This is a genomic window from Campylobacter portucalensis, from assembly GCF_009690845.1.
Lineage (GTDB): Bacteria > Campylobacterota > Campylobacteria > Campylobacterales > Campylobacteraceae > Campylobacter_B > Campylobacter_B portucalensis.
In genome coordinates this window covers 56,778-81,864 of record NZ_VWSJ01000007.1, presented here as the reverse complement: position 1 = coordinate 81,864, position 25,087 = coordinate 56,778, and the positions used below count along the sequence as shown (strand labels likewise).

Genomic DNA, 25,087 nt, shown 5'->3' with positions numbered 1-25,087 from the left:
TATGGCGTAAATTTACGCCATAATTTAGAATTTCCAATCAAATTTAATAGTGATTTTTCTTGGTTCTCCGTAAAAGTTATTACCAAGCCTTGTTCTATCTATATTGTTTTCAAAATACTTTTTGTCACCTAAATTTGTACCTATTAGGTTAACTGAGATATTATTGCTAACTTGATAGTTGATATGAGCGTCATAAATGGTGTATCCACTTTGTTTCAAGCCATTAAGACCTTTGGTTGAGCTTTGGGATGTTATACCACCTCCAATTGTAAATTTGGTACTTGGAATTTTATAAGAAGCATATAATTTAAACATATGTTCGGGCGTATGTTTACTATAGTTTTCGCCACTTTTATTTAAATTTATTTCATTTTTATATTTACTTTTGTTATAAGTATATCCAACTAGCATATGAAGATTCTCTAACGCCTCTCCCGCTATCTCAAATTCAATACCTTTGCTTTCTACTTTACCAACTGGCTCAATTTTTGTTTCATAAAAGTTATTTTGATCCCCAGCTTTATAAATAACCATATTTTCTTGCTCTATTTTAAATATTGCAATACTTAAATTTAGTTTATCATCATTTAAAAGAGCCTTATATCCTATCTCATAGCTTTTTCCATTAATTGGTTTTAATCCTTTGTAGCCAATTATTCCCTCTTCTGTTATAAACTCTTCTTCTGGATCGCTAGAATCAGGTTCATAATCGGGATTTTTTTTAGTTACATTTCCAAAAATTTTAGATTCTCCCTCTTGGTGTTTGAAAATTTCAGTATAGCTTGCATAAATACTATGACTTGGTGTAATATCAAAAGTAACGCCTAAAAATGGTGTAAATTTTCTATTATTTTCATTGATGATTTTACAATTTTCACTTTGGTTATTTATAGTGCATTCATCATTATATATAGTACCTCTATCATCTTTTTGTTCCATACTTATTTTATCATATCTTAAATCCCATTTTTTCTTATAATCATACCAAGTATAGCTACCACCTAATAAAAAGTGTAATTTATTGATTGGATTTATTCTAGTGCTTGCAGTTATAGAGTTGGTTTTTAATTTTTTTTCAACTTCTGTGTTTCTAGCCCAAAGATCTCTTAGAAAATCAAAATTATCCGGATCTGTCCAGATAGGTTTTTCATACTCATTGCCTTTAAAATTATGTGGATCAACTGCAATTTTATAGGTTTTATAATACTTCTCATCGGCCAATAATTCACCATCATCATTGTAAATTTTTTGAAACTCGGCTTTAAATTTTTCATATCTAGGATCATCTTTTGTAACACAGATATTTCCAGTATAATTTCTATTACACATTTTGTATTTTATCCCTCGTTTCGTTTTTTTTACAAGACCATCATCTGCACATTTACAATAACCTTGTCTTTCTAATTCCCTTGTTTTATAATTATATTTAGTTTTTTCTCTATTATAATTATATGCTATATAAAACTGGTGTTCTTGATTAAAAAGCTCATAGTCTCCATTTAAATCTATTTTAAACCCAAGTTGTTCTTCTTCTTTATCTAGCATAATTCCGCGCATTGTATTATAAACAAAGCCCTTATGCATGCCGTATTTAGAGTTATGTGAGATTTTACTTAAATCACCAAATTCAGCAAGCTCAGTTAAACTATCTATTTTAGTATAGCTTAAATCTATACCTAAATGCCAATCATTTTCAAAATAGTGATCAAATGTTGTAAAGATATTGTATTTATCAGTTTCAGTATTTGACCAATTTGCACCTAGATAAGTATTTTTTTCGAGCTCATGTGCAGGCTGATAATTTTTATAAAATTGATTATATGAATTTTTTTCTCCATAACTCATCTTATTTATTTCTTCTTTAGTGGGCTTTATATAAGGAAGTGGCACACCAAACATAACAGGAACTTCATTTGTGTTTTGATACATTCCACCAAGTCCTAAAATAGAGCTATTTTTGATATCAAATTCTACGGTTGAATATATCATCTTGCTATCGCCATCAACTCTATCTCTAAAAGTATCATACTGGCTTGCTGATCCAACTGCTCTAGCTCTAATTGTGCCATCATCGTTTAACGCTCCTGAAAAGTCAAGCATAAGGCGACGCTTTTTATTTTCATCAAATAAAATTTCGCCTAAGTGTTGAAATTTATGAGTTGGCTTTTTTCTAAGTAAATTTACAGTTCCACCAGGTTCGCCGTTACTTTGCATAAGCCCTGTTGCACCTCTAACTATCTCTACACCTTCATAAATTGCCATATCGGTTGGGGCTTTAGTGTCAATTTTTTCATTAAATAGACTTTGAGTTTTTACATTTTCATTAATTCCATCAACTTGGATATAGTCCATATAAAAGCCTCTACTTTGGTATCTTACAACGCCTGATGCATCTTTTGATACATTTATACCAGTTGCTGTTTTTAAAGCATCATCAAGGTTATTAATAGCTCTATCTTCAAGCTGTTTTTGAGTAATAACACTAACTGATTGAGGAGTGTCTTTTTGAGTTAGTTCCATTCCTGTAGCTGTGCTTGAGTGAGTTTTTGTATAGGTGTTCCCCCCCCCTATATCAGTTGAAACATCAACCGCGTCAAGCTCTATTTGATTTGATAAAAGTAAAGAAACAATCAATGAGCTAAATATAATTTTTTTCATAATACTCCTTGTTTAAAAAAAATGATAAATGATATTATAATTTTTATTAATAAATGCTGAATTTATAAACGCCTTTAAATTTATGGAAATTAAATTAGAAAGATTACAAGTTACCAGTTTAAGGGCTAAATTTAGCCCTTAAATTTAAATATATTTCTCTAAAACTTCTGGTATTTTTATACTTCCATCAGATTGTTGATAGTTTTCCATTATGGCTATTAAAGTTCTTCCAACTGCTAAAGATGATCCATTAAGAGTGTGTGCTAGAATATTTTTTTTACCATCTTTATAGCGAATTTTAGCTCTTCTAGCTTGAAAATCAAGGCAATTTGAAACTGAACTAATTTCGCGGTAGCAGTTTTGTGAGGGAAGCCAAACTTCTAAATCGATAGTCTTTGCAGCACTAAATCCGATATCTCCGCTACATAAAAGCATATGGCGATGAGGAAGCCCTAAAGAGGTTAGTAAATCACTCGCACAAGATACCATCTCATCAAAGTTTTTTTCGCTTTCATCATTTTTAGTTATACAAACAAGCTCAACTTTTTCAAATTGATGTTGGCGGATCATCCCTCTTGTATCACGCCCAGCACTTCCAGCTTCACGCCTAAAGCAGTGGCTATAGCAGGTAAATTTAAGTGGTAAATCATTAGCGTTTAAAATTTCATCATTAAATAAATTTGTTACAGGAACTTCGCTAGTTGGGATTAGATAAAGCTCATCTTCGCTCATTTTATATAAATCATCGCCAAATTTAGGAAGCTGACCTGTACCATATAAAATCTCAGGCTTAACTAAAAATGGCACATTTACTAGCTCAAATCCACGATTTATATTAAAATCAATCATATAATTAACTAAAGCCCTATTTAGTTTCGCTCCAAAACCTTTAATCGCCGTAAATCTACTCCCGCTTAACTTTACTCCACGCTCAAAATCAAGCCATCCTAAATTTTCGCCAAGCTCATAATGAGGCTTTGGAGTAAAATCAAATTTAGGAATTTCTAAAACTCTTTTAAGCTCTAAATTCTCACTCTCATCAATTCCAAAAGGAACATCATCGCTAATTATATTTGGCACAGAAGCAGCTATTTTATCTAAATCTTGACTTAGTAAATTTACTTTTTCTTGCACTTTTTGGATATTTTCTTTGTTGTGCTCAAGCTCTTTTTTTATCTCTGATACATCTTCGCCATTTCTAGCTTTTATACCAACTTCTTTACTTTTTGCGTTTTGTAAGGCTTGAAGATTTTCAAGTTCTAATTTTTGTGCTTTTAGTTGATTGTAAATTTGAAGTAAGGTTTTTAAAATACCTTCATCTACTTTTTTTGCGATCAGTTTTTTATTAAAATCATCAAAATTTGTCTCAATAAGTTTTAAATTTATCATATAAATTCTCCATTTAAGGGTTGTATTTTAGCCAAAATAACTTAAATGATCTAAATTTAGACCAAAAACATTACTTTTGCGAAAAGAACTATAATAAAAGCCATAATTAAAACTAGCGGATGGATATCCCCAAGAGGACTTGACTTTTTTAGTATAAATTTACACGTCAAATTTATGCATACCATCATAAAAATCAAAAAAGCCAAAATCACTTTTATCATAAAAATTATTTGTAGATTTGTAGCAAAATAGCCTATATTGCTATTTACCCAACTACTCATCATCATACCTCCTGTAAGAATCAGCAAAGCAACGCAAATTGGCATAATTTTTACAGCTTTATTTGAGATTGAAGTCTGTATTTTTGCAGTAAATTCACTATTTGAATTTTTAAAAACTCTTTTAAGAATCACAACATCAAAAAACAAATACCCAACGAAAATAATAGCACAAAAAAGATGTATAATTTGTGCATATGGATAGATTATTTGCATATTTTCCCTTTTATGAAATTTATAAAACCGTTATTATAACATAAAAAGCTAGCTAAATAAATTTTTATATAAATTTAGCTAACAAAATTAAAAGATATATTTATCTGTAAATTCCAGTTGCTTTTCTTATTTTTTCTATTAAATTTAGTGCTTCTTTTCTAGCTTTTTTTGCACCGATATCTAAAATCTCATCTAGTTTATTTTTGTTGTTTATATAATACTCAAATTTATCTCTTGCTTCTTTGAAATAGTCCCAAATAAGTTCATTTAAATAAGCTTTAAAATGTCCGTGTCCTTCACCACCTTTTTCATATCTGAGTTGTAAATTTTTTTGTTTTTCTTCATTTAAAAATAGTTTTGCGATATTATAAACGTTGCAATCTTTCCACTCTTTTGGAGCTTCAAGCGGTTCAGAAGATGTTTTTATGGATGAGATTTGTTTTTTAAGCGTTTTTGCATCGCTAAAAATATCAATTGTATTTGAGTAGCTTTTACTCATTTTAGCACCATCTGTTCCTGATATTGTTGCTACATTTTCATCTATTCTAGTTTCTGGCATAGTTAAAATTTCACCATAAGCGTTATTGAATTTAAGAGCAATATCGCGGGCTATTTCAACGTGTTGTATCTGATCTTTTCCAACAGGAACGAAATTTGCACTATAAAGCAAAATATCAGCTGCCATTAAAACTGGATAGCTAAAAAGATCGTGTTTTGTTTCAAAGCCTTTTGCAACTTTATCTTTATAAGCGTGAGATCTCTCTAAAAGTCCCATCGGCGTATATCCGCTTAATATCCAATATAATTCTAAAACCTCTTTTACATCACTTTGCACCCAAAATGTAGATTTATCAGGGTCAATTCCAAGTGCTAAAAAAGCTGCGGCTGCTTCATATGTGGCGTTTTTGAGTTTGTTACCATCATTTACAGAAGTTAATGCATGATAATTGGCTATAAAGATAAAAAGCTCTTCGCCTCTATTTTGTGCTTGTAACATCTGCTTAATGCTAGCAAAGTAGTTTCCGATATGGAGTTTTCCTGAGGGTTGAAGTCCTGTTAAAGTTCTCATTTTTATCCTTTTATTAATTTTTTAATCTCTTTTGCGATTTGTTTTGGACTTTTATTTTCCACATTTACTATAAAATCAGCTTTTTTGGCGTATTTTGGATCTCTTTCATTGTACAATTTTTTTGCTTCATCTAAATTTGCAAGAAGTGGTCTTTTTGCTATTTTTTTATCGGCATTTGGAGAGTTTTTTATCCTTGAAATTATATAATCAAAACTAGCTTTTAAATAAATAATTTTCCCAAATTTAGCTAAATTTTTAGCTTTATAAAATCCTCCACCAGTTGAAATGATAGAATTATCAATGCTATTTAGTATAAATTTAGCTAAATCTTTTTCTATTTTTCTAAATTTATCTTCTCCATAAATTTCAAAAATTTCTTTAATCTTTAAATTTGTAGCACTCTCAATCAAATCATCACAATCTATTGGAAATTTACCAGTTTGCTTATAAAGTTCTCTAGCGATTGTGCCTTTACCAACGCCCATAAAGCCGATTAATACTATATTATTTTTCTTCTTCATTTTCCCCTCTTTTTCTAGCTATTAACATAACAGGAACGCCAGTTAAATTAAATTCTTTACGAATGCTGTTTATTAAATATCTTTTGTAACTAAAATGAAGAGCTTTGGGGCGATTCATAATAAGAGCAATTTTTGGTGGTGCAAATCCAAATTGAGCGGCGTAGTAAATTTTAACAACCTTACCTTTTTGGCTAGGTATTGGATGATTTATGGTTGCTTGTTTAATAACTTCATTTAAGTGCGAAGTTTTTAGTTTTTGTGTGAAATTTTGATAAATTTCTAAAATTAATGGATAAATTTTATTGACTCTTTTGCCTTGCAATGCCGAGATACTGATAATTGGTGCATAACTTAAAAATTTAAATCTATCTCGTAAATCTTTGCAAATTTCATCAAAATCTTTTTCTGCACGATTTTCCCATTTATTTAGCACGATAATTACACCTAATTCAAATTTAGAAGCAAGCCCCGCAATCCTCTCATCAAGTTCATTAAAACCTTCATTTGCATCTAGCACTAAAAGAGCGATATCGCTATTTTCTAGCACTTTTTGAGTTCTATTTAATGCAAATTTTTCAATACCTTCTATCTTGCTTCGTTTTCTAATACCAGCAGTATCTACAAACTCAAAAACTCTACCCTCATAAAAAAAACTCTCATTTACAGGATCTATTGTAGTTCCTGCTACGCTACTTACGACACTTCTATTATCTTTTACAAGAGCGTTTAAAAGGCTTGATTTTCCGACATTCACACGCCCAATTATTCCAACATTTATATTTTTCTTTTGAAAATTTGTTTCATCGATTTCATTTATAATATTGCTATTTTCATCAAAATTTTCTAAAAAATCCTCAAAATACTCGCCGCTATCTGGTAAAATTTCACTTTTTAAGTGTGGATATATAAAGTCTTTTAAATCATTTATTCCAGTATTATGACTAACTGAAATGCTTATCATATTTTTTATACCAAATTCTTTAAACTCAAGACTTCTCATCTCATCTTTTTGACTATCTATTTTATTTATAGCTAAGCAAAGTGGTTTTTTAAGAGAAAGCAAAGAGTAAGCGATTTTTCTATCTATTTCATCTGGCATCATTTTACCATCTACCATAAAAATAATCACATCAGCACTTTTTGCTTCATCAAGACTCTTTTTTTGCACATTTCTAAAAAGCTCACTCGTATCATCAAGTCCGCCACTATCAACTAATATGCAATTTTTATCATAAATTTCTATTTGAGTTTTATTTGTATCTCTTGTAGTTCCGCTAATATCGCTAGTTATTGCTATTCTTTGTCTTGCTAAGCGGTTAAAAAGCGAGCTTTTACCAACATTTGGACGACCAATTATGATGATTTTTTGCAATTTAAATATCCTTAAAATTTATTTTTTTAACTAATCATTATACAATAACTAAGCCTAATTTTCCTTAAATTTAAGCAAAAATATATTAAAATAGAGCTTTTGAAAGGATGTTGATGTTAAGACGAGTTTTAAGACGAAATTTAGGAACTTATTATATGATTTTAGCATCTTTATATTTTGCGGTAACAGGGGCTTTTGCAAAAGCTTTAGGCTCTGAGATGAGTTCTGTTGAGGTTGTATTTTTTAGAAATTTTATAGGGCTTGTTATAGTAATTTTTGCAATTTATAAATTAGGTGTAAAAAATAGAGAAAAAAGACCATTTTTGCTATTTTTTAGGGGATTTATCGGAGCTATAGCTTTACTTGCGTTTTTTTATAATATAGCAACAATAGGACTTGGAGAAGCTTTTACATACTCAAAAACTTCGCCGATGTTTTTAGGGCTTTTGGGTGCAATACTTCTAAAAGAAAAACTTGGACTTTTTGCGTGGATTGGTATTTTTATAGGTTTTGTTGGCATTATTTTTATTATTCAACCAACTCTTGGTTTTGAAATTTCACACATAATGGGGCTTATGAATGGCTTTTTAACTGCTCTTGCTTATATGAGTGTGCATGAGTTAAGAAAGAGTTATGATACTAAGATGATTATTTTATCTTTTATGCTTTGTGGGACTTTTGTACCTGTTTTTTGTATGGTAATAGCAGAATTTTTTAATACGCCAACTTATTTAAATTTTATGTTTGCAAAATTTATACTTCCAACGCCTAAAATGTGGGTTTTTATAATTTTGATGGGAATTTTTGGATATATATTTCAAATTTATATGACAAAGGCTTATGCTGCTAGTCGTCATGCTGGAGTTGTGGCTGCTGTTGGGTATTGTGATATAGTTTTTTCAACAATTGTTGGTGTGATTATGGGGGATGCTTTTCCAAATTTAAGCACTATTTTTGGTATAAGTTTAGTTATTTTTAGTGGGATAATTGTATCTTTAAAGCAAAAAAAATAATTTATGGAGTTAATATGATTTTAATGGCAGGACCTTGTGTAATAGAAAGTAGAGATTTAGTTTTTAAAGTGGCTAAAAATTTGGCTAAATTTAATGAAGATAAGAGGATAGATTTTTATTTTAAATCAAGTTTTGATAAAGCAAATAGAACGAGTATAGATAGTTTTAGAGGTCCTGGACTTGAAGAGGGACTTAAAATTTTAAGCGAAATAAAACGAGAGTTTGGATTTAAAATTTTAACTGATATTCACGAGAGTTATCAAGCAAGCCCTGTAAGTGAAGTAGCCGATATTTTGCAAATTCCAGCTTTTTTGTGTCGTCAAACTGATCTTTTAGTTGCAGCCGCAAAAACTAAATCTATTGTAAATATCAAAAAAGGGCAGTTTTTAGCACCAGATCAGATGAAACATAGCGTTAAAAAAGTTTTAGAAACTAGAGGCGTTGATGAAAGCGGTTATGAGGTTGCTTTAAAAAATGGCGTTTGGCTTTGTGAAAGGGGCTCAACTTTTGGATACTCAAATTTAGTTGTGGATATGAGAAGTTTGGTGATTATGAGAGAATTTGCACCCGTTATTTTTGATGCAACTCACAGCGTTCAAATGCCAGGGGCGTTAAATGGAAAAAGTGGCGGAGATTCTAAATTTGTGCCATTTTTAGCAAGAGCGGCAGCAGCAGTTGGGGTGGACGGCTTTTTTTACGAAACTCATATAAATCCGTGCGAGGCACTTTGTGATGGAGCAAATATGTTAAATTTAGAAGAACTTGAAAGAGTTGTCGAGCAAACTTTAAAGATTTTAGAAATTTAAAAATCAAAAAGGGAAAAAATGATAAAAAATGTATTTGAAATAGTGGCGGATTTATTAAAAAAAGAAACTAAATATATTTCAGAAGATGGCAAATTTTTAAAAGCAGTAGTTTATAGTGATGTAATGACTATGGATGAAAAACTATTAAATTTACTATTAAGCAATGAAAGAGTAAAAGAAACATTTTTTAAAGATATAAAAGGGACTTTAGTATTTGATAAACAAAAATTTGCATGGTTTATAGAATCAAAAGAATTTTTACCAGATTCATATACAAGATATACAAATAAGATAGGATTAACACGTAATGGAGAATTTATTTCAAAAATAAATGATGTAGTTTTAGATTTTCCGTATAAAGACTGCTATTTACAAGGCGGACAAGATAAGGACGAACAAAAAAGAAAAGAAATCTTTTATAACGAAATAATAGCTAGCGATGAAATAAATAGGCTTTTATCTTCAAAAGTTTTTACAAAATCAAAAAGATACCACGGGGGGGGGGGGGTAGAATTAGATATTAAATTTAAAGAAGAAGATAATTTAATAATAAAAGGAAATAACCTAATAGCATTATCAAGTATTTTAAAAAGATATGAGGGGAAAGTTAAGTGCATTTATATAGATCCACCATATAATACAGGAAATGATAGTTTTAATTATAATGATAATTTTAATCATTCAACTTGGCTAACATTTATGAAAAATAGATTAGAATTAGCAAAAAGATTATTAAGAGATGATGGGGTAATATTTGTGCATCTTGATGATAAAGAAACACATTATTGTAAAGTCGTGATGGATTCTATATTTGGTAGAGATAATTTTATTTCTTTAGTACCTAGAATTACTGGAGCAGGAGCTACCGCTAACAGGGCAGACTATGTTTTAAGAAAACCATATGATTTTATATTAATGTATGCTAATGATAAATTAAAGATTAAATTTAAGAAAATAAATAAAGGGAATAAAGTGTACGATCATGAAGATAAATATGGAAAGTTTATGTTAGGGGCATTTCAAGATACAGGTTCTGATTCTTTTAGGAAAAATAGACCTAACTTATATTATCTTATTTACGTATTAAATGATGGGACACTTTCATTAGATAAGGTAGAAGGAAGTATAGAAATATTACCAAATCAAATTAAGGGAAAAGACGGAAGATGGATGTGGAAAAAAGAAAAATTTATTTAGATGAAACATTAGATCAAGAAATATTACAAAATGATAAGGCATTCTTTGATGAAAGTTATTATAGAAACGCTGTTGGTACAAGTGAAATTAAAGAATTATTGGGTGAGGGTGTTTTTAGTAATCCAAAACCTGAATATATAATTTTTAAATTAATAGATTTAACAACCCAACCTAACGACCTTGTCCTTGACTTTCATTTAGGGTCTCGTGTCATAATAATGACAGTGGCAAATAGTACAGTTAAATCAAGGGTTTGAAGCTTCTACCAAAGTTAAAAACTAGAAAAATTAAAAATCTATGTACTGTTTAGAGTTATTTAAAGTTTAAATAATTGTAAACAGTACATAGAAGAAAAAAGGAGGGGTAACATTGAATAATAAAATTAAAATATTTGAAGGCAATAAAATAAGAAGTATTTGGGATAATGAAAAAGAGGAATGGTATTTTTCGGTTGTAGATATTATTGGAGTTCTTACTGAAAGCAATAATCCTAGAGATTATTGGTATCGTGTTAAGAAAAGAATGTCAAAAGAAGAAAAAAGTGAACTGTCGACATTTTGTCGACATTTGAAATTAAAGGCTCCTGATGGGAAAATGCGTCTAACCGACGTAGCTGATATGCAAGGAATATTTCGTATTATACAATCTGTACCATCACCAAAAGCTGAACCATTTAAAATGTGGTTAGCAGAAGTTGGGAAAGAAAGAATTGACGAAATTATTGACCCTGAACTAACAATTGATAGAGCCTTAGAAACTTATGTTAAAAAAGGTTATAGCAGAGAATGGATTAATCAAAGACTACAAGCAATCCAAGTTAGAAAAGAACTTACCGACACTTGGCAAGACCACGGTGTAGAAAAGGCAAAGAGTATGCCATCTTAACCAATGAAATCACAAAAGCTTGGTCTGGTATGAGCACAAGAGAGTATAAAGACTTAAAAGGCTTAAAGAAACAAAACCTAAGAGATAATATGACAACAACAGAGCTTATCTTAAATATGCTTGCAGAAACAGCAACAAAAGATATAGCTAACGCCACTCACCCTCAGGGACTTGAAGAAAATAAAAAAGTTGCAAAACGTGGAGGAAGTATAGCGGGCAATGCTAGAAAAGAGATTGAACAGGAAACTGGAAATTCTGTAATAACTTCAAAAAATGCCATTGATTTTGGAAAACTCATAGAAGATGTAAGTTCTAAAGAGTTTAAGGATAAAGACAAGAAAGATAAAGATAAGAAAAAAGATTAGAAGATAAAGAATAAATAAAGGTAAAAAAAGAGAAAAAATTTATATAATATTACTAATTATTGAGATAGAAAAATTAGAATTTACGAGGGAATGAAATGAACGGAGAAGATTTTGTGAAATTATGTTTTGAAGAAAAGAAAAATACTTTAAAGCAATATTTTAATGAAAATGACGAAACTGAAGTTGGAAAAAGGATAAATGCACTTATCCATAACGGAGCAAATAGAAACGCACTGTATGAACTAATTAATTTGATTTTAAAAGAGAATTATTACACACTGCTTCTTGCTTTAGATGGAGAAGCTTCATTAGGTGGAAAACAGGTTAATTATAAATTACTTGATGACGATATGAACACATTAAACGAATGTGGTGAACTTGAAGGAGCGGCATACAAATATTTTATAGAAGGATGATTTATAAGAATCCCAGTTTGTACTGACAGATAAATTAGAATTTATAGAGAAATTACTAAAAAATAGAGAACCAACGAATTAGAATTATAAAAAGGGGAAGGAATTATAAATGAAATTTTTGATTGGTTTAAACCAAGATAGATAATAAGAAGGTTTCTAGGAAATATTAAGGATTTTTTAAATGAGGTGATAGTATGAAAAAAATTTTTTTAGAAAATATTTTACTAAAAGCAGAAATTGCTGGTGATAAGTATTACTTTAATATGGAAAAAGAAGACTTTGATAAAGCGATGAAAGGCGATGAAGATGAAGATTTTTATAAAGAATATATAAGGCAAAGAGAAATGGGATTTGAAGCATATCAAAATGAAGTGAAAGAAGAAATTAAGCAAATTTCGTCATCTGAGGAACTACATCTTTTGACTGCTGAATACAATTTTGATGCGGGAAATTTTTTATCTAATCAAATAATTAACCATCCTTTATGTGACATAGAAACTGCAAAACTTATTTATTGGCTTTCATCAGCTACTTATATTTATGAAAAATATGGTAGTTTAGAAAATTGCCCAAAAGAAGATTATATTTGTTATGATGCTGCAAAACTTTTAATGACAATTGAAGAAAAAGTAAAAAACAAGGTTTTTAAAACAGGACTTTTTGTTGAAAAAAATGCTGTTATGATAGCAGAGATAGAGGAGATAGATTTTTCAATCTCCCCATATAGTAATATACCTGAAAGTTTGAGAGAAAAATAAATTTTAATTTTTAATAGGAGGAAATTATGGGAATGATTGCAAATTATCAGTTTTTAAGTGATGAAAACTTAAAAGAACTTAAATCGTTTAATGAGGATGCAGACGAAATTTTTGAAAAAGTGGAAGATTGGAATGAAGAAGCGAAGATACTTCTTGATTTAGATAAAATGTGGGATGTACTTCATTTTGTACTTACGGGAGTAGACAGTCTTGAACCAATAGAGAATAATCCTCTCAGTGAAGCAGTTGTAGGCGTATCTTCTATCGATAATATAGAAGAGTTTGTGGCATACACAGAAAAGTCAAGGATTGAAGATATAATTTTAGCATTAGAAAGTTTCGATATAGAAAAGGCTTTAGAAAAATTTAGTATGGAAGAGTGTAAAAAAGCAGACTTGTATCCGAATATTTGGGATTATGAGGAAGAAGCTGATGAAATTAAAGAAGAAATTATGGATTATTTCCAAAAGATGAAAGACTTTTATAAAAAGATATTGGAAGCTAATGGTAATGTATTGATTACGATTTATTAATTAAATGAGAGAGTGGGTAACTCCCAGTTTGTCGAGATGAATAAAATTAAATAGAGAAGAGGCGATAGAAGTGGAATTTGATTATTTTATAACCGAGACGGAGACCGTTTTAGCTACTATATGCTACCTAAAATCACAGTAACTGATGAAAGGTTTAAGAACTTATAATCGGATTCAAAGATTTTGTATTCCTGTCTATTAGAGAGAACAAGTCTGCCTTTTAGGAATAAGTGGCTTGATGAAGAAAACAGAGTATATATCATCTTCACTGTAGAAGAGATTATGGAGATTTTAGGAAAATCCAATAAGACCGCAGTCAAAATCCTTAATGAGCTTAATAGCCCCTCGGGGTCTCGTATCATAATAATGACAGTGGCAAATAGTACAGTTAAATCAAGGGTTTTGAAGCTTCTACCAAAGTTAAAAACTAGAAAAATTAAAAATCTATGTACTGTTTAGAGTTATTTAAGTATTAAATAATCAATAAACAATTAATAATAAATAAAATTTAAACTTTTATAGGAGGCAATTATGGGAGTTTGGAATGCAACAATTTTTGGAAATGACACATCACTAGATATCAAAGAAGAATTTTTTAGAAGGTATAATCTAGGAGAAGAAGTAGAGGATATTAAAAATTCTTTACTTTTAGAAGCATATGATGAAGATAGATTTAATGTTATTTTTGCACTTGCTCACTGTATGTGGGAAGTTGGACAGCTAGATAATAAATTTTTAAATGAAGTAAAAAATATCATTGATAACGAAGAAGATTTAAAAGTAAATGAAGAATTGGGTGCAGATGCTAAATTTATCACACAAAGAATTAAAAATTTAGAAAAGTTTTTAGAAAAAATTAGCATCAAAAAAGAAAAACCTAAAAAAAGAGTAGCTCCACCTGTAGAAGTAGAAAGTAAATACAGAAATGGTGCTGTGATGTTATTTAATTATGTAGATGGAATGTGGGGAGTAGTTATTGCTGTTGACAGTGAATTCTATGATAAAGTAACATTTTACAACTATATTCAAACAGATATTAAAATGAAAGATAAACCGACAATGAGTGACGTGTTAAAAGCACATATTATTGACCCAAGTTTTCATAGTAAAGAATATAACTCATTTAGAGATCCAATATACTATCACTACTTTGTAAATTTAGTTTCCGGGTATTTAAAAAGCATTGGAACAAAAAGATTTGAGAAATATAATGACTATGCTTTTGAGATTATTGGATATTTAGCTGACTGGGGAAGATGCTCTAGTGGTATTTTTCATAATTTTGATTATCATAGGCAAAAAACAGCAGAAGAATTTAAAGAGTGTGTGATGAGAGTACTTACGAAAAATTACGAAGAAAATCCTGATGTGAGAACAAAAATGACAGTTGCAGAAATAGAAAAAGAGTTTTTGACACGTCTATGAACAAGGTAGTTAATGTTTTAAAAGAGGGAAAAAAGAGGACTTTATTTTAAATAAAACTACTTATTCTTCATAAATTAGGGAAACCAATATTTCAAAGGAGAAGAACTATGAAAATAACAAAAGAAGCGTTTAAAACATTAAGTAATAATGGAAGATTAGAAGTTATTCAAAATCTGGATAGTTTGTTTGATAGAGATAGAGATAAAATATTAGAATTATTATTGTCAGTTGATATTAATACACTAGATAGTAAGTTATTAGAAGAACTGGCAAAAGCCTATAACAATGATGGAGAACCTATAAAAGCTATATCCGTTTTAGAAATGGTAGCAGAAAATGAGAGAGATGCTATATGGTATTATCGCTATGCTTATTCTCATAGTGGATTGGCAAATGAGTTTAACTATGATTTTGAAACAGAAGCGAAACATGCACTTGAAAAGCTTGAAAAAGCGATCAAGATTTCTAATGATGTAGAAACAATCAGATGGTGTTTAGAACTGGTAGATTTCAGAGATTTTGAGGAAATTCTGGAAAAAAACAAGGAGAAATATCCTATTTTAACAGAGAAATACTTTGAATATATCAAACAAGAAAATGAAAAAATGGAGGAAACAATTGAGACGGCTCAACCACAAAAGAAATTAAAGTATGCAAAGTTTACAGTAGAAGATATTAAAAGTTTAGAAGAGAACGCTTCTTCTGATGATATCGTTGAGCCGATGTGGGGAACAATTAACATTTATGATGGATATGAGAAGTATCTTCAATCAGCAAAAGCTTTTACTTTAGAGCAAAGATATTTATTAGCCATTACTTGGTATTTTGTAGAAGTAAATAATGGAGGGCATCACCAGTTTTTCTATAATTCTACAGGGATCGTTTGGGAAGATGCTTTAAATGGTTTAAAACATTTCGGAATGAACGAGCATGCAGCTAATTTTCAGAAAGTTATAGACTATTGTGGTGGGACAATATCTTTTGATAGAGAAGAAAGAAACCGTATGCTAGAGATATTAGAAGAAAATGAAGAGGAATTTTATAAGGTCTTAGATGAAGCAGATGACTTTGTTTATGAGTATGAGGGAGAAGAAAATGAACTAATTTACATCAAAAATCATCCGGAGAAATTTGTATTTGAAGGAGAATATTGGGCATACTAAATTAGAAGTTGTCGAGCTTAGCAAGTTATAAGTCTTTATGTTATGTAAGCTATAAATTTTGTACGAATACTGTAGGGCAAGAAAAGAAATTTTCCTCTATACTAAAATAAATCGGAGGTAAGAAATGGTAAACTGTTCAAATTAGTTTCGCGAGTACAGTTAGCCTAAGTGTAAGATGAGAAAGAAGCATTTGAAAAATATGTAAATTACTTAGACAATTTACCATCACTTCAGTTAAGTAAGAATGAGCAAAATTAAGAAAGAATACGGTGGTTAGAAGAATGAATATTCAGTTTGATTAAATGACAAAATATAGGAAAATGATAAAATGGAACGGACGAGCAATTGACAAGCATTAATAATGGCTTAGAATTTTAAGGAGATTTAGATATATGTGCAATTTTGAAAATGATGCATCTCCAAAAGAGATTATTGTTTGTGCAATGAGGGAAATTGCTGAATTTATGAAGCCCGACGGTTTTCACTTTATAAAAAGCAAATTGGAAATTCGAAAAGTATTTGATTTTATGGTTTGCATTTCTGCACAAATGAACCGTCATAATAAAAGAGGAATATCTGCTGAAGCATTATTGATATGTTCTATTAGTGATAAGAGCAAAAAAGAATGTTTTTGGAGCAAAGGACTAGCTATTTCCAACAAAAAAGAAGATTCTCTGCGTTGGTGGGAATTTTGTGGAATAGAATCATACGAGCAATCAATGAATGAAATAAAAAAGATCTTATCAGAACGTTTTTTACCTTTTATACGGCTAATGGAGTATGCCCCAATGGAAATGATACAAAAAGTTGCGGAGAAAGGATTTTGTATTTTTGCGGATGAACCTTTGTACGATTCTGCTTTTCGTGTTCCAACTAATTTTTTGTTAAAGTATGGAACTCATGAGCAGTTGACTATGGCATTTCAAAATTATATAGACAAACATCAACTGCCATTTGTTAAGACAAATATGGAAAAAGCGATTGCTCTACTTAAAGAAAATAAAGAAGTGATTAACAATGGTGAAAAAAATTACGCTGAATTTATTGTTAAACATAATATAGAATTAAAATTTTAAAGTATATAAGAATCTTATTTGCATGGGGTTCAAATTTTAAAAAAGGCTTTAGCTAATATAGCTTCTCATATAGGATCTTTAAAACAAGAATATGTTGGAACAAAATTTACTCATAAAATGCTTAAAGATATATTAAAAGATAAGAAAATATATATTGAAAAAATTGATTCAAATTGTGGGAAAGGAGCTTCACAAAATAATTGTAATAATGATAAATATAGACTAAATTTAAGTGATGAAAATTGGTATGTATTTAATGATAATTATGGAACTAGTGAAGAAAAACTTTTTATTAAATATTTTAAAACTAATATAGAGCCTAAATTAATTGAGAAAGATTTAGAATATTATGTAGTTAGAAATGAGAGAATTCCTGAACTTGCAATATATTCTTTTGAAGATGGAGAGAGATTTGAACCTGATTTTTTGTTGTTTATTAGAAAAAAAGAATTTGATGGAGACTTAACATATCAAGGATATATTGAGTCTAAAGGTGAGCATTTGTTAAAGGAAGATAAATGGAAAGAAAATTTTTCTTTACAAATAGAAAATAATTCGCTAACTACAGGATTATTTACACAAAATTATAAGATAATAGGTTTTCCGTTTTTTAATAATGAAGATAGAAAAATAGAAGAATTCAAAAAAGTTATTGATGATTTTATATGTAAAATTTAGAATAGTTAATCATAAATAAAATCTTTTGTAAAATTAATATATTTTTAGATATAATTGCACTTTTTGATTTATAAAATAGGATAAAATTTGCAAAATAGGGGTTTAATTTTTGTTTTTATTGGAGCTATTTTTGAGTGCGGATGGGTTTATGCTTTAAAATTTGCTAACTCAAATTTAGAGTATTGTTTAGCAGTTGGAGTTGTTTTTATAAGCACATATTTTTTCTTGCAATCTTTTAAATATTTGCCAACAAGTTTAGCTTATATCCTTTATATCGGACTTGGAACGCTTTTTGTAGTGATTGTAGAAGTTGTGGCGACGAAGGAATTTGATATTTTAAGGATTGGTTGCATTTTGCTTTTGATGGTTGGTATTTATGGTATAAAAAATGGAGATTTAAATGCATAATTTAGCACTTTTAATATCTGGATTATTAGAAATTTTTGGAGTTTATTTAAACTCAAGATTTAGTAAATTTACAGGATATAAAAAATTTATAGGATTTTGGGTAATTATGCTAAATTTTGGTATTTCGCTTCTATTTTTAAGATATGCTATGAAAGCAATGCCAATGAGTGTAGCGTATGCTATTTGGACTGGAATTGGAGTTTTGGGTGCAGTTTTTATAGGCGTGATTTTTGATGATGAGAAATTTAGTCTTAAAAAATCAATTTATTTGGGGCTAATAGTAATTAGCGTTATAATGCTAAAAATTTTATAAAGGAAAAAGATGAAGATATTAGAAGGAAATTTAAATTTAAAAGGCAATGAGAGAATCGCTATCATAAACTCAAGATTTAATCATATCATTACAGATAGATTGGTTGAAGGTGCAAAAGATGCGTTTTTAAGACACGGTGGGGATGAGAAAAATTTAAGTCTTATTTTGGTTCCTGGTGCTTTTGAAATTCCTATGGTATTGCAAAGAGCTATTAAGAGCAATAAATTTGACGCCATTTGTTGTGTGGGTGCTGTGATTAGGGGTTCAACGCCTCATTTTGATTATGTTAGTGCTGAAACTACAAAAGGTATAGCAAATATAGCTTTAAAAAATGATATTCCAGTAACTTTTGGCGTTCTTACAACAGATACTATAGAACAAGCCATCGAAAGAGCTGGTTCAAAAGCAGGAAATAAGGGCTTTGAAGCTATGAGTTCGTTGATAGAGTTAATTAGTTTGTATAAAAATTTAGGAGAGTAGATGGCTACAAGACATCAAGTAAGAGAGGCTGTTGTGTCTTTGCTTTATGCAAAAGGTATGGTTAGTCAAAAAGATGAGTTTATAGATGAAATTTTAGAGGATCGAAAGATTAGAAATAAACAAAAAGAATTTGCAAATTCATTATTAAATGGAGTTTTGCAAAATTTAAGTAGCATTGATGAGGTTTTAAATTCTCATCTTAGCGAGCATAAAATTCACGAAGTTGGTGAAGTCGAAAGAGCGATTTTAAGACTTGGTGCTTATGAGATTAAATTTACACAAATTGATAAAGCAGTTGCTATAAATGAAGCCATCGAACTTGCAAAAGAGCTTGGAAATGAAACTTCACCTAGCTTTATAAATGGTGTTTTAGATAAAATTTAAGTCTATTTAAATAATTTTAGCGTTAAATTTAGCGGAGATGAAATGCAAGGTAAGATTAATATTTTATGCATAATTGGACTGATGAATAGGGGGGGGGGTAGAGAGCGTTATGATGAATTATTATGAGAGATTTAATAGTGATAAATTTCACATAACATTTTTTACATCCAAAAATTCTAGCGATATACCTTATGATTGGTTAGAAAAAAACGATATTAAGTTAATCACTTTTGATGCAGATAAAAAAATAAATATTTTTTGCACTCTTTTAAAGGTAATTAAAAAATTAAATATAAAAATCATTCACTCTAATGAGCCAAATTTTTTGATATTTTTAGCAGCTTATTTTTGTGGCGTTAAGGCTAGATTGATACACTCTCATCTTTTTATAAAAAATAGCACAAAAACGCTTAAAAACAAACTCCATCTATATCTTATAAATTTACTTGCCACAAACCGTATAGCGTGTGGGAAATTAGCGGGCATTGATATGTTTGGAGATAGAGATTTTATCTATGTAAAAAATGCTATTAATATAAATAAATTTATGTTTAATCCTAAAATAAAATATGAGATTATGAGTGATTTAAATTTAGAAAATAAGATAGTTTTTGGATGTATTGCTAGACTTGAAGAGCAAAAAAATCATAAATTTTTACTTGAAGTATTTAGCCATATAAAAGATCTCATTTTGAATTCTCATCTCATTTTAATAGGCGATGGAAAGCTTAGAAAAGATTTAGAAAATCAAGCAAAAAGTTTAAATTTATCAGATGATGTCAGTTTTATTGGAAGTGTTGAAAACCCTGAAATTTATTATAATGCAATGGATTGTTTTTTGCTTACTAGCTTTTTTGAGGGCTTTCCTGTTGTTTTAGTGGAAGCTCAAACAAATGGCTTAAAATGCTTTGTGAGTGATGAAATTTCTAATGAAGTTAAAATTTTAGATAGTTTAGAATTCTTACCTCTAAATAAAGGGGCTAAATTTTGGGCAAAACATATAGTAAATAGCTATAATTCTACTAAATTTAAAAGAGATGATTTGGCTACTCAAAAAATAAAAAACGAAGGTTTTGATATAGATTTTGAAGCTAAAAAACTGCAAGATTTTTATGAGAAATTACTATGAATGATTTAATCTCGATTATAATCCCTGTTTATAATGTGGAAAAATATCTAAAAAAGTGTCTTGATAGCGTTATAAATCAAACTTATGAAAATTTAGAAATTATTTTAGTTGATGATGGAAGTAGTGATCAAAGCCCTAACATTTGTGATGAATATGCACAAAAAGATTCTCGCATAAAGGTTATTCATCAAAAAAATTACGGTCAAGCTCACGCAAGAAATAGAGCTTTAGATATTATGCAAGGAGATTGGGTTACTTTTATAGATAGTGATGATTTTGTGAGTATTTATTATGTAGAAAATTTATATAATTTAGCTAAAAAATACAGCACAAAAATAGCCTTTACTTCTTGCAAAAGAGTCTATAATCAAAATTTTACGCCAAATTCTTTTAAATCAGAACTAAAAGCCAAATTTCACCGTTTAGATTTAGCACTATGTAATATTTTTCGTAATAAATTTTATGGCCCTGGTATTTGTAGTAAAATTTTTAGTGCTTCTCTTTTTGAAAATGAGCGTTTTAAGAATGGTAAAATTTATGAAGATTTAGATTTGATACCAAAACTAATGCATAAAATTGGCAATAGGGGGGGGGTAGCGTATGCTAATCAAAAAGATTATTATTATTTCAAAAGAGCAAATTCTACGATGAATGAAGCAAATTTTAGCCAAAAGCATTTAGTGATATTTGAAATTTTAGATGATTTTAGAGAGTTTTTTAAGAGTGATAAAAATATATTAAATGCCATAAATCACCACGAAGCACACTCTATTTTAAGGGCGTTGATTAAGTCTAAGGTAGAGAAAAAATATATAAATTTATTTAATGAAATCTTAAATAAAAACGCATTTTATTTTATAATTTGCTTAGATATGAGTGCTAAGATGAAATTTATTTTAGCAAAATTATTAATATATAAGGAAAAATTATGCAAAATTTAGGTGTATTTTTAGTATCGATGAAACAAGATAGCAAAAGGCGTGAAATTCTAAAGCAAAATTTTAAATCCTCATATAATGAATTTTTTATAGTAGAAGCAATTAACGGCAAAGAGCTTTTAGCTGATTTGTATTATAAAAAATCTTTTAAAACTTCTCTTGATTTAAAGAGATTGATGAGTCCTGGCGAACTTGGTTGCACTTTGAGTCATATCGAGGCTTTAAAGGCGTTTTTAGATAGTTCTTTTGAGTTTGGTTTGATTTTAGAAGATGATGTTATAGGCTGCGATCAAGATATAGAAAAAATCAAAAATTTAGAAATAAAACAAGATTTTGTTTTGATTTGTGGTGCTCAAGATGGACTTGGCAGTCAAAAATACATCTACGGTAAAAAAGTTTTTAAAGATTTATTTGAAGTTTGCAAATTCTCATATCCACATATTTATAGAACTTGTTGCTACGTCGTAACTAAAAATTCTGCTTCTAAAATTTTAAAATATCAAGAGGCAAATCACGACTTAGCCGATAGATGGGATAAAATTTTAAAAAATAGCGATTTAAAACTATATTTTGCGGACATTTTTTCTCATCCAAAAGATTTAAAAAATAGTCATATAGAAAAAGACAGGCAAAATGCTAAACCTTCATTTTTAAAAAAGCTATTTTCAAAGTGGATATTTGTTAAAATTTATAGTGTATTAGGTATAATTTGCTTAAGAATTTTAGGATATGAAAGGGTTATGAAATAGATTTTAAATTTAAGCATAATAGCTCAATCTTAATGCCAAATAGAAGCTAGAATTTTTATACAATTAAATCATTAATATTTATTAATATCATCTAAACCTTTTTTAAGTAGCAAACTCGATGCCATAATGTTTAAAACACAGCCCCTTCTTTTATATCATTTTTCATCCCTTTAAATTTATTCTAAAATTAAATAAAAATTTTTATATTTATAGTTGCAATTTTAGTTTTGTTTTAATAGCCCTAAAATATCTTTTATCTAACTCTATACAATGTATCTCTGAAATAGAAAAATAATGCTATAATTAATTTACTTGTAGCATTGATACTAAAATAAAGCATTTTTATAAACATTTAAAGCATTATTTTTTTATAAGCGTTATATAGTGTTGATTAGGATTTGATATTTTTACACCCCTTATCATAAATAACCAAGCCAATCAAACACAAAATCCAATCTTGATTTAAATTGTAAGCTTAAATTAATAAATCACTAAACATTATCTTAGTTTTTATCCTAGCATTTTTTTATTTTAACTGATTAGCCACTATTTTATCTCTTTCCTTTTGTAAGCTAATGCTTTTTAAATCATAAGTCATTATAACTATAAACCCATAAAACAACTTATAATCAATCCATAATCCAACAAACCCTCTATCATCTAAATCTACATGCCCCCACAAAAAAGCCAAGAATCTCTATAAACCCAAATCCCCATCTATCTCTATCTAAGGCATTGATACGGTAAACAATCGGTAACGTTTTGGCAACAAATAGATAAATTTAAGAAATATTTAAGCCTAAAATATAGATTTTTATGCTACAATTTTGCCAATTCAATTTTTACAAGGAGTTCTAAATGAAACTAGTTAAATTAAGTTTAGTTGCAGCTATGGCTGCTGGCGTGCTTGCTACTTCTGCATCTGCTGTAGCTTTTGAAGAAGCTATTAAAGATGTAGATGTAAGCGGTATGGCTAGATTAAGATACAATTATAAAAAAGAGAAAGAAAACAGTGATAAAGCTGAGGATGAAAGTAGATGGAATTTTAAAGGCGTTTTAAATTTAAAATCCATGATAGATGACAATTTCTTTGCATTCGTTGGCGTAAGATACACTAGCAACGATGAAGGCTCTAAACATGAAGATAAAACTAAACACACTTTCGACATCCACAGAGCATATTTAGGCTACAACATAGCTGGCACAACTATTCAATTAGGTAGACAAGATGTAGGTGCATTCTTTACTGATGATATGTATGGTACAGGTGTGAAAGTGGTTAATACAGATGTACCAGGCTTAACACTTGCTGGTTTATGGATGGATGCTCTTGAGCATGATGGAGAGATAGGAACAGATAATGGAGATTTTAATGAGACAATGAAATATAAACAAGTATTAGAAAGTCATGGACTCAAAAAAACTCCAGATCACAGCCTTTGGGGTGTAGCAGCTATCGGTTCATATGATCCAGTTAGCTTCCAACTATGGTATGCTTCACTTGAGGACGTAACCGATCTTTTTGCTGCTGAAGTTGCTCTTAGCTTTGATATAACTGATAGTGTAAATTTAGGCTTAAAAGGTCAATACGCATTTGCTGATTTTGATAAAAAATTTAAAAAAGGAGTAGGTGTAATAGACGACAGCAACTTCTTTGGTGCAGAGGCTACAGCTAATTTCTTTGGTGTAGATACTTCACTTGGTTGGGTTAATTTTAAAACTAAAGAAGATAAAAAATCTTTAAGCTCATTTGAAGATCAAGGCTCTTTCATCACTGCAGGCGAGCAAACACTTGATTACTCTGTATTTAGTGGTAAAAATCAATATTTCTTCGTAACAGCAGGCTATACTATCCCAGATAGCGGTATAAGAGTTGGTGGTGAATACCTAAAAGGCTATGAAAAAACTAATAAAGAGAAAACTAAAAAACAAGAAATCGTAGGTAGAGTAGGGTATGAATACAGCGATAAACTTAGCTTCGATTCTTTCTATTCTTATGCTACAGAAAAAAAAGGTGATGGTAATAAAACAAAAAATACTCAAATCAGATTTGAGGCTAAATACTCATTCTAATATCACGGGCGAGATCATTCTCGCCCCATTTTAAATCAAGGAAATCCATGAAATCTTTTAAATTTTCGTTTTTATTATGTTTTTTAATATCTCTTATGCAAGCACAAGATAGCTATACTTTTGAAGTAAGTGGTGAATTTGCTGAGGAGTTAAAAGAGTTGGTGCAAAAACATGCTAAAGATGAAAACATAAGCATAAATATATATAAAAATCAAACCCCTTCAAAAACTCCAAATTTAAAATCATCCATAGAAGAGGGTCAAAAAATTTATCAATCAAAATGTTTAAAATGTCATGGTAAAAATGGTGAAAGAAGAGCTTATGCTGGTTCTAGAAAGCTTTTAAATATGAGTGCAAGTGAGATTTATCACTCATTTCAATCATACTATTCTAATCCAAATCACGGCGGATCAGGTAAAATCATAATGCAACCAATATCTGCTTCAATTTCTAATGAAGATTTAGGATATATAATCGCTTATCTTAAAGGTGAAAATGATTTTATATCCGCAAAAGCAAAAAATACAGATATATCACGCAAGCCAACCACTCAAGGCACATATTTAAAATAGCTTAAATTTTGGCTATTGAATAAATTAAATTAAAAGCTAAAATAGATATTTAAAATGAAAATTAGAGAGCAATGCTCTCTAAAAAAGGATTCTATATTAAACAAGTCGTGGTGTAATTATATATTTTAGCGGTAAATAGTTAGTAACGCTAAACAGAAATTTTAGATATAAATAAAGTAGAATAAATTTTTAATTTATATTAGAAATTTAAAGATTTTTGTAT

The 25,087-nt window shown here is 29.4% G+C and carries 30 protein-coding genes; 23 read left to right on the top strand and 7 right to left on the bottom strand.

The window, feature by feature from the left end; genetic code table 11:
* Nucleotides 1-24 precede the first annotated feature (24 nt).
* The 6 genes from F1B92_RS03140 to der all read right to left on the bottom strand — a co-directional run bounded on the left by F1B92_RS03140 (nucleotide 25) and on the right by der (nucleotide 7,503).
* The gene (locus F1B92_RS03140; protein WP_154570458.1) at nucleotides 25-2,658 is read right to left on the bottom strand and encodes a TonB-dependent siderophore receptor; all 2,634 of its coding nucleotides are present in this window, start codon (nucleotides 2,656-2,658) and stop codon (nucleotides 25-27) included.
* A 144-nt stretch (nucleotides 2,659-2,802) separates the two neighbouring features.
* On the bottom strand, nucleotides 2,803-4,047 hold the full coding sequence (gene serS / locus F1B92_RS03135; RefSeq protein ID WP_154570457.1) for a serine--tRNA ligase: 1,245 nt from the start codon (nucleotides 4,045-4,047) through the stop codon (nucleotides 2,803-2,805).
* Between the two features lie 56 nt (nucleotides 4,048-4,103).
* Nucleotides 4,104-4,541 carry a copper resistance protein CopD gene (locus tag F1B92_RS03130; protein ID WP_154570456.1) on the bottom strand — a complete coding sequence of 146 codons (438 nt, stop codon included), beginning with the start codon at nucleotides 4,539-4,541 and terminating at the stop codon, nucleotides 4,104-4,106.
* Between the two features lie 100 nt (nucleotides 4,542-4,641).
* A complete protein-coding gene (gene trpS / locus F1B92_RS03125) occupies nucleotides 4,642-5,610 on the bottom strand; it encodes a tryptophan--tRNA ligase (protein ID WP_154570455.1) in 969 nt (322 codons plus the stop codon).
* A gap of 2 nt (nucleotides 5,611-5,612) precedes the next feature.
* Nucleotides 5,613-6,131 (bottom strand): shikimate kinase, encoded by a 519-nt coding sequence (locus F1B92_RS03120; RefSeq protein ID WP_154570454.1) that lies wholly within the window; start codon nucleotides 6,129-6,131, stop codon nucleotides 5,613-5,615.
* Complete coding sequence (der, locus tag F1B92_RS03115) at nucleotides 6,115-7,503, bottom strand: ribosome biogenesis GTPase Der (protein ID WP_154570453.1); 1,389 nt, start codon at nucleotides 7,501-7,503, stop codon at nucleotides 6,115-6,117. The genes F1B92_RS03120 and der overlap by 17 nt, the downstream gene beginning before the upstream one ends.
* Nucleotides 7,504-7,616: 113 nt before the next feature.
* Between der and F1B92_RS03110 the strand changes: the two genes are divergently transcribed.
* The 21 genes from F1B92_RS03110 to F1B92_RS03015 all read left to right on the top strand — a co-directional run bounded on the left by F1B92_RS03110 (nucleotide 7,617) and on the right by F1B92_RS03015 (nucleotide 22,219).
* Nucleotides 7,617-8,516, top strand: a complete 900-nt coding sequence (locus F1B92_RS03110) for a DMT family transporter (RefSeq protein ID WP_154570452.1) — start codon at nucleotides 7,617-7,619, stop codon at nucleotides 8,514-8,516.
* Between the two features lie 14 nt (nucleotides 8,517-8,530).
* On the top strand, nucleotides 8,531-9,322 hold the full coding sequence (gene kdsA, locus F1B92_RS03105) for a 3-deoxy-8-phosphooctulonate synthase (RefSeq protein ID WP_154570451.1): 792 nt from the start codon (nucleotides 8,531-8,533) through the stop codon (nucleotides 9,320-9,322).
* 18 nt (nucleotides 9,323-9,340) lie between these two features.
* Nucleotides 9,341-10,519, top strand: coding sequence for a site-specific DNA-methyltransferase (locus F1B92_RS03100; protein ID WP_154570450.1), 1,179 nt, complete (start codon nucleotides 9,341-9,343; stop codon nucleotides 10,517-10,519).
* Nucleotides 10,489-10,776: a DNA methyltransferase gene (locus F1B92_RS03095; RefSeq protein ID WP_154570449.1), complete on the top strand. Its 288-nt coding sequence runs from the start codon at nucleotides 10,489-10,491 to the stop codon at nucleotides 10,774-10,776. The genes F1B92_RS03100 and F1B92_RS03095 overlap by 31 nt, the downstream gene beginning before the upstream one ends.
* 112 nt (nucleotides 10,777-10,888) lie before the next feature.
* Nucleotides 10,889-11,404 carry a BRO-N domain-containing protein gene (locus F1B92_RS09075; protein WP_229770900.1) on the top strand — a complete coding sequence of 172 codons (516 nt, stop codon included), beginning with the start codon at nucleotides 10,889-10,891 and terminating at the stop codon, nucleotides 11,402-11,404.
* Complete coding sequence (locus F1B92_RS09070) at nucleotides 11,359-11,769, top strand: hypothetical protein (protein ID WP_229770899.1); 411 nt, start codon at nucleotides 11,359-11,361, stop codon at nucleotides 11,767-11,769. The genes F1B92_RS09075 and F1B92_RS09070 overlap by 46 nt, the downstream gene beginning before the upstream one ends.
* A gap of 95 nt (nucleotides 11,770-11,864) precedes the next feature.
* Nucleotides 11,865-12,185 carry a hypothetical protein gene (locus tag F1B92_RS03085; protein ID WP_154570448.1) on the top strand — a complete coding sequence of 107 codons (321 nt, stop codon included), beginning with the start codon at nucleotides 11,865-11,867 and terminating at the stop codon, nucleotides 12,183-12,185.
* 194 nt (nucleotides 12,186-12,379) lie between these two features.
* Nucleotides 12,380-12,943 (top strand): DUF4274 domain-containing protein, encoded by a 564-nt coding sequence (locus tag F1B92_RS03080; RefSeq protein WP_154570447.1) that lies wholly within the window; start codon nucleotides 12,380-12,382, stop codon nucleotides 12,941-12,943.
* Nucleotides 12,944-12,969: 26 nt separating this feature from the next.
* Entirely contained in the window at nucleotides 12,970-13,476 is a 507-nt protein-coding gene (locus F1B92_RS03075) for a YfbM family protein (protein WP_154570446.1), read from the top strand.
* A gap of 183 nt (nucleotides 13,477-13,659) precedes the next feature.
* Nucleotides 13,660-13,935, top strand: coding sequence for a replication initiator protein A (locus tag F1B92_RS09490; RefSeq protein ID WP_407643625.1), 276 nt, complete (start codon nucleotides 13,660-13,662; stop codon nucleotides 13,933-13,935).
* A gap of 72 nt (nucleotides 13,936-14,007) precedes the next feature.
* Nucleotides 14,008-14,901, top strand: coding sequence for a hypothetical protein (locus F1B92_RS03065; RefSeq protein ID WP_154570445.1), 894 nt, complete (start codon nucleotides 14,008-14,010; stop codon nucleotides 14,899-14,901).
* A gap of 107 nt (nucleotides 14,902-15,008) precedes the next feature.
* Nucleotides 15,009-16,064, top strand: a complete 1,056-nt coding sequence (locus F1B92_RS03060) for a DMP19 family protein (RefSeq protein ID WP_154570444.1) — start codon at nucleotides 15,009-15,011, stop codon at nucleotides 16,062-16,064.
* Between the two features lie 392 nt (nucleotides 16,065-16,456).
* Nucleotides 16,457-17,140, top strand: a complete 684-nt coding sequence (locus F1B92_RS03055) for a hypothetical protein (protein ID WP_154570443.1) — start codon at nucleotides 16,457-16,459, stop codon at nucleotides 17,138-17,140.
* Nucleotides 17,141-17,158: 18 nt separating this feature from the next.
* Nucleotides 17,159-17,818, top strand: coding sequence for a hypothetical protein (locus tag F1B92_RS03050; RefSeq protein WP_154570442.1), 660 nt, complete (start codon nucleotides 17,159-17,161; stop codon nucleotides 17,816-17,818).
* 87 nt (nucleotides 17,819-17,905) lie between these two features.
* Entirely contained in the window at nucleotides 17,906-18,226 is a 321-nt protein-coding gene (locus F1B92_RS03045; protein WP_154570441.1) for a DMT family transporter, read from the top strand.
* Nucleotides 18,219-18,539 (top strand): DMT family transporter, encoded by a 321-nt coding sequence (locus F1B92_RS03040; protein ID WP_154570440.1) that lies wholly within the window; start codon nucleotides 18,219-18,221, stop codon nucleotides 18,537-18,539. Before F1B92_RS03045 ends, F1B92_RS03040 begins: the two co-directional genes overlap by 8 nt.
* A 9-nt stretch (nucleotides 18,540-18,548) precedes the next feature.
* A complete protein-coding gene (ribH, locus tag F1B92_RS03035) occupies nucleotides 18,549-19,019 on the top strand; it encodes a 6,7-dimethyl-8-ribityllumazine synthase (protein ID WP_154570439.1) in 471 nt (156 codons plus the stop codon).
* Nucleotides 19,020-19,403, top strand: coding sequence for a transcription antitermination factor NusB (gene nusB / locus F1B92_RS03030; RefSeq protein ID WP_154570438.1), 384 nt, complete (start codon nucleotides 19,020-19,022; stop codon nucleotides 19,401-19,403).
* A gap of 109 nt (nucleotides 19,404-19,512) precedes the next feature.
* The gene (locus tag F1B92_RS03025) at nucleotides 19,513-20,532 is read left to right on the top strand and encodes a glycosyltransferase (protein ID WP_154570437.1); all 1,020 of its coding nucleotides are present in this window, start codon (nucleotides 19,513-19,515) and stop codon (nucleotides 20,530-20,532) included.
* Nucleotides 20,529-21,473, top strand: coding sequence for a glycosyltransferase family 2 protein (locus F1B92_RS03020; protein WP_154570436.1), 945 nt, complete (start codon nucleotides 20,529-20,531; stop codon nucleotides 21,471-21,473). The genes F1B92_RS03025 and F1B92_RS03020 overlap by 4 nt, the downstream gene beginning before the upstream one ends.
* The gene (locus F1B92_RS03015; protein ID WP_154570435.1) at nucleotides 21,461-22,219 is read left to right on the top strand and encodes a glycosyltransferase family 25 protein; all 759 of its coding nucleotides are present in this window, start codon (nucleotides 21,461-21,463) and stop codon (nucleotides 22,217-22,219) included. Before F1B92_RS03020 ends, F1B92_RS03015 begins: the two co-directional genes overlap by 13 nt.
* A gap of 526 nt (nucleotides 22,220-22,745) precedes the next feature.
* Here F1B92_RS03015 and F1B92_RS03010 read toward each other — a convergent pair.
* Nucleotides 22,746-22,910, bottom strand: coding sequence for a hypothetical protein (locus F1B92_RS03010; protein ID WP_154570434.1), 165 nt, complete (start codon nucleotides 22,908-22,910; stop codon nucleotides 22,746-22,748).
* A 167-nt stretch (nucleotides 22,911-23,077) separates the two neighbouring features.
* On the opposite strand from F1B92_RS03010, the gene F1B92_RS03005 reads away from it, so the two are divergent.
* Both F1B92_RS03005 and F1B92_RS03000 read left to right on the top strand, forming a co-directional pair.
* Nucleotides 23,078-24,292, top strand: a complete 1,215-nt coding sequence (locus F1B92_RS03005; protein WP_154570433.1) for a major outer membrane protein — start codon at nucleotides 23,078-23,080, stop codon at nucleotides 24,290-24,292.
* A 47-nt stretch (nucleotides 24,293-24,339) separates the two neighbouring features.
* Entirely contained in the window at nucleotides 24,340-24,864 is a 525-nt protein-coding gene (locus F1B92_RS03000; RefSeq protein WP_154570432.1) for a c-type cytochrome, read from the top strand.
* Nucleotides 24,865-25,087 lie beyond the last annotated feature (223 nt).

Excerpts from the sequence above, each read along its gene's own strand:
- F1B92_RS03140 (WP_154570458.1), bottom strand. The coding sequence starts at position 2,658 with ATGAAAAAAATTATATTTAGCTCATTGATTGTTTCTTTACTTTTATCA.
- serS (WP_154570457.1), bottom strand. The coding sequence starts at position 4,047 with ATGATAAATTTAAAACTTATTGAGACAAATTTTGATGATTTTAATAAA.
- F1B92_RS03130 (WP_154570456.1), bottom strand. The coding sequence starts at position 4,541 with ATGCAAATAATCTATCCATATGCACAAATTATACATCTTTTTTGTGCT.
- trpS (WP_154570455.1), bottom strand. The coding sequence starts at position 5,610 with ATGAGAACTTTAACAGGACTTCAACCCTCAGGAAAACTCCATATCGGA.
- F1B92_RS03120 (WP_154570454.1), bottom strand. The coding sequence starts at position 6,131 with ATGAAGAAGAAAAATAATATAGTATTAATCGGCTTTATGGGCGTTGGT.
- F1B92_RS03110 (WP_154570452.1), top strand. The coding sequence starts at position 7,617 with ATGTTAAGACGAGTTTTAAGACGAAATTTAGGAACTTATTATATGATT.
- kdsA (WP_154570451.1), top strand. The coding sequence starts at position 8,531 with ATGATTTTAATGGCAGGACCTTGTGTAATAGAAAGTAGAGATTTAGTT.
- F1B92_RS03100 (WP_154570450.1), top strand. The coding sequence starts at position 9,341 with ATGATAAAAAATGTATTTGAAATAGTGGCGGATTTATTAAAAAAAGAA.
- F1B92_RS03095 (WP_154570449.1), top strand. The coding sequence starts at position 10,489 with ATGGATGTGGAAAAAAGAAAAATTTATTTAGATGAAACATTAGATCAA.
- F1B92_RS03085 (WP_154570448.1), top strand. The coding sequence starts at position 11,865 with ATGAACGGAGAAGATTTTGTGAAATTATGTTTTGAAGAAAAGAAAAAT.
- F1B92_RS03080 (WP_154570447.1), top strand. The coding sequence starts at position 12,380 with ATGAAAAAAATTTTTTTAGAAAATATTTTACTAAAAGCAGAAATTGCT.
- F1B92_RS03075 (WP_154570446.1), top strand. The coding sequence starts at position 12,970 with ATGGGAATGATTGCAAATTATCAGTTTTTAAGTGATGAAAACTTAAAA.
- F1B92_RS03065 (WP_154570445.1), top strand. The coding sequence starts at position 14,008 with ATGGGAGTTTGGAATGCAACAATTTTTGGAAATGACACATCACTAGAT.
- F1B92_RS03060 (WP_154570444.1), top strand. The coding sequence starts at position 15,009 with ATGAAAATAACAAAAGAAGCGTTTAAAACATTAAGTAATAATGGAAGA.
- F1B92_RS03055 (WP_154570443.1), top strand. The coding sequence starts at position 16,457 with ATGTGCAATTTTGAAAATGATGCATCTCCAAAAGAGATTATTGTTTGT.
- F1B92_RS03040 (WP_154570440.1), top strand. The coding sequence starts at position 18,219 with ATGCATAATTTAGCACTTTTAATATCTGGATTATTAGAAATTTTTGGA.
- ribH (WP_154570439.1), top strand. The coding sequence starts at position 18,549 with ATGAAGATATTAGAAGGAAATTTAAATTTAAAAGGCAATGAGAGAATC.
- nusB (WP_154570438.1), top strand. The coding sequence starts at position 19,020 with ATGGCTACAAGACATCAAGTAAGAGAGGCTGTTGTGTCTTTGCTTTAT.
- F1B92_RS03025 (WP_154570437.1), top strand. The coding sequence starts at position 19,513 with ATGATGAATTATTATGAGAGATTTAATAGTGATAAATTTCACATAACA.
- F1B92_RS03020 (WP_154570436.1), top strand. The coding sequence starts at position 20,529 with ATGAATGATTTAATCTCGATTATAATCCCTGTTTATAATGTGGAAAAA.
- F1B92_RS03015 (WP_154570435.1), top strand. The coding sequence starts at position 21,461 with ATGCAAAATTTAGGTGTATTTTTAGTATCGATGAAACAAGATAGCAAA.
- F1B92_RS03005 (WP_154570433.1), top strand. The coding sequence starts at position 23,078 with ATGAAACTAGTTAAATTAAGTTTAGTTGCAGCTATGGCTGCTGGCGTG.
- F1B92_RS03000 (WP_154570432.1), top strand. The coding sequence starts at position 24,340 with ATGAAATCTTTTAAATTTTCGTTTTTATTATGTTTTTTAATATCTCTT.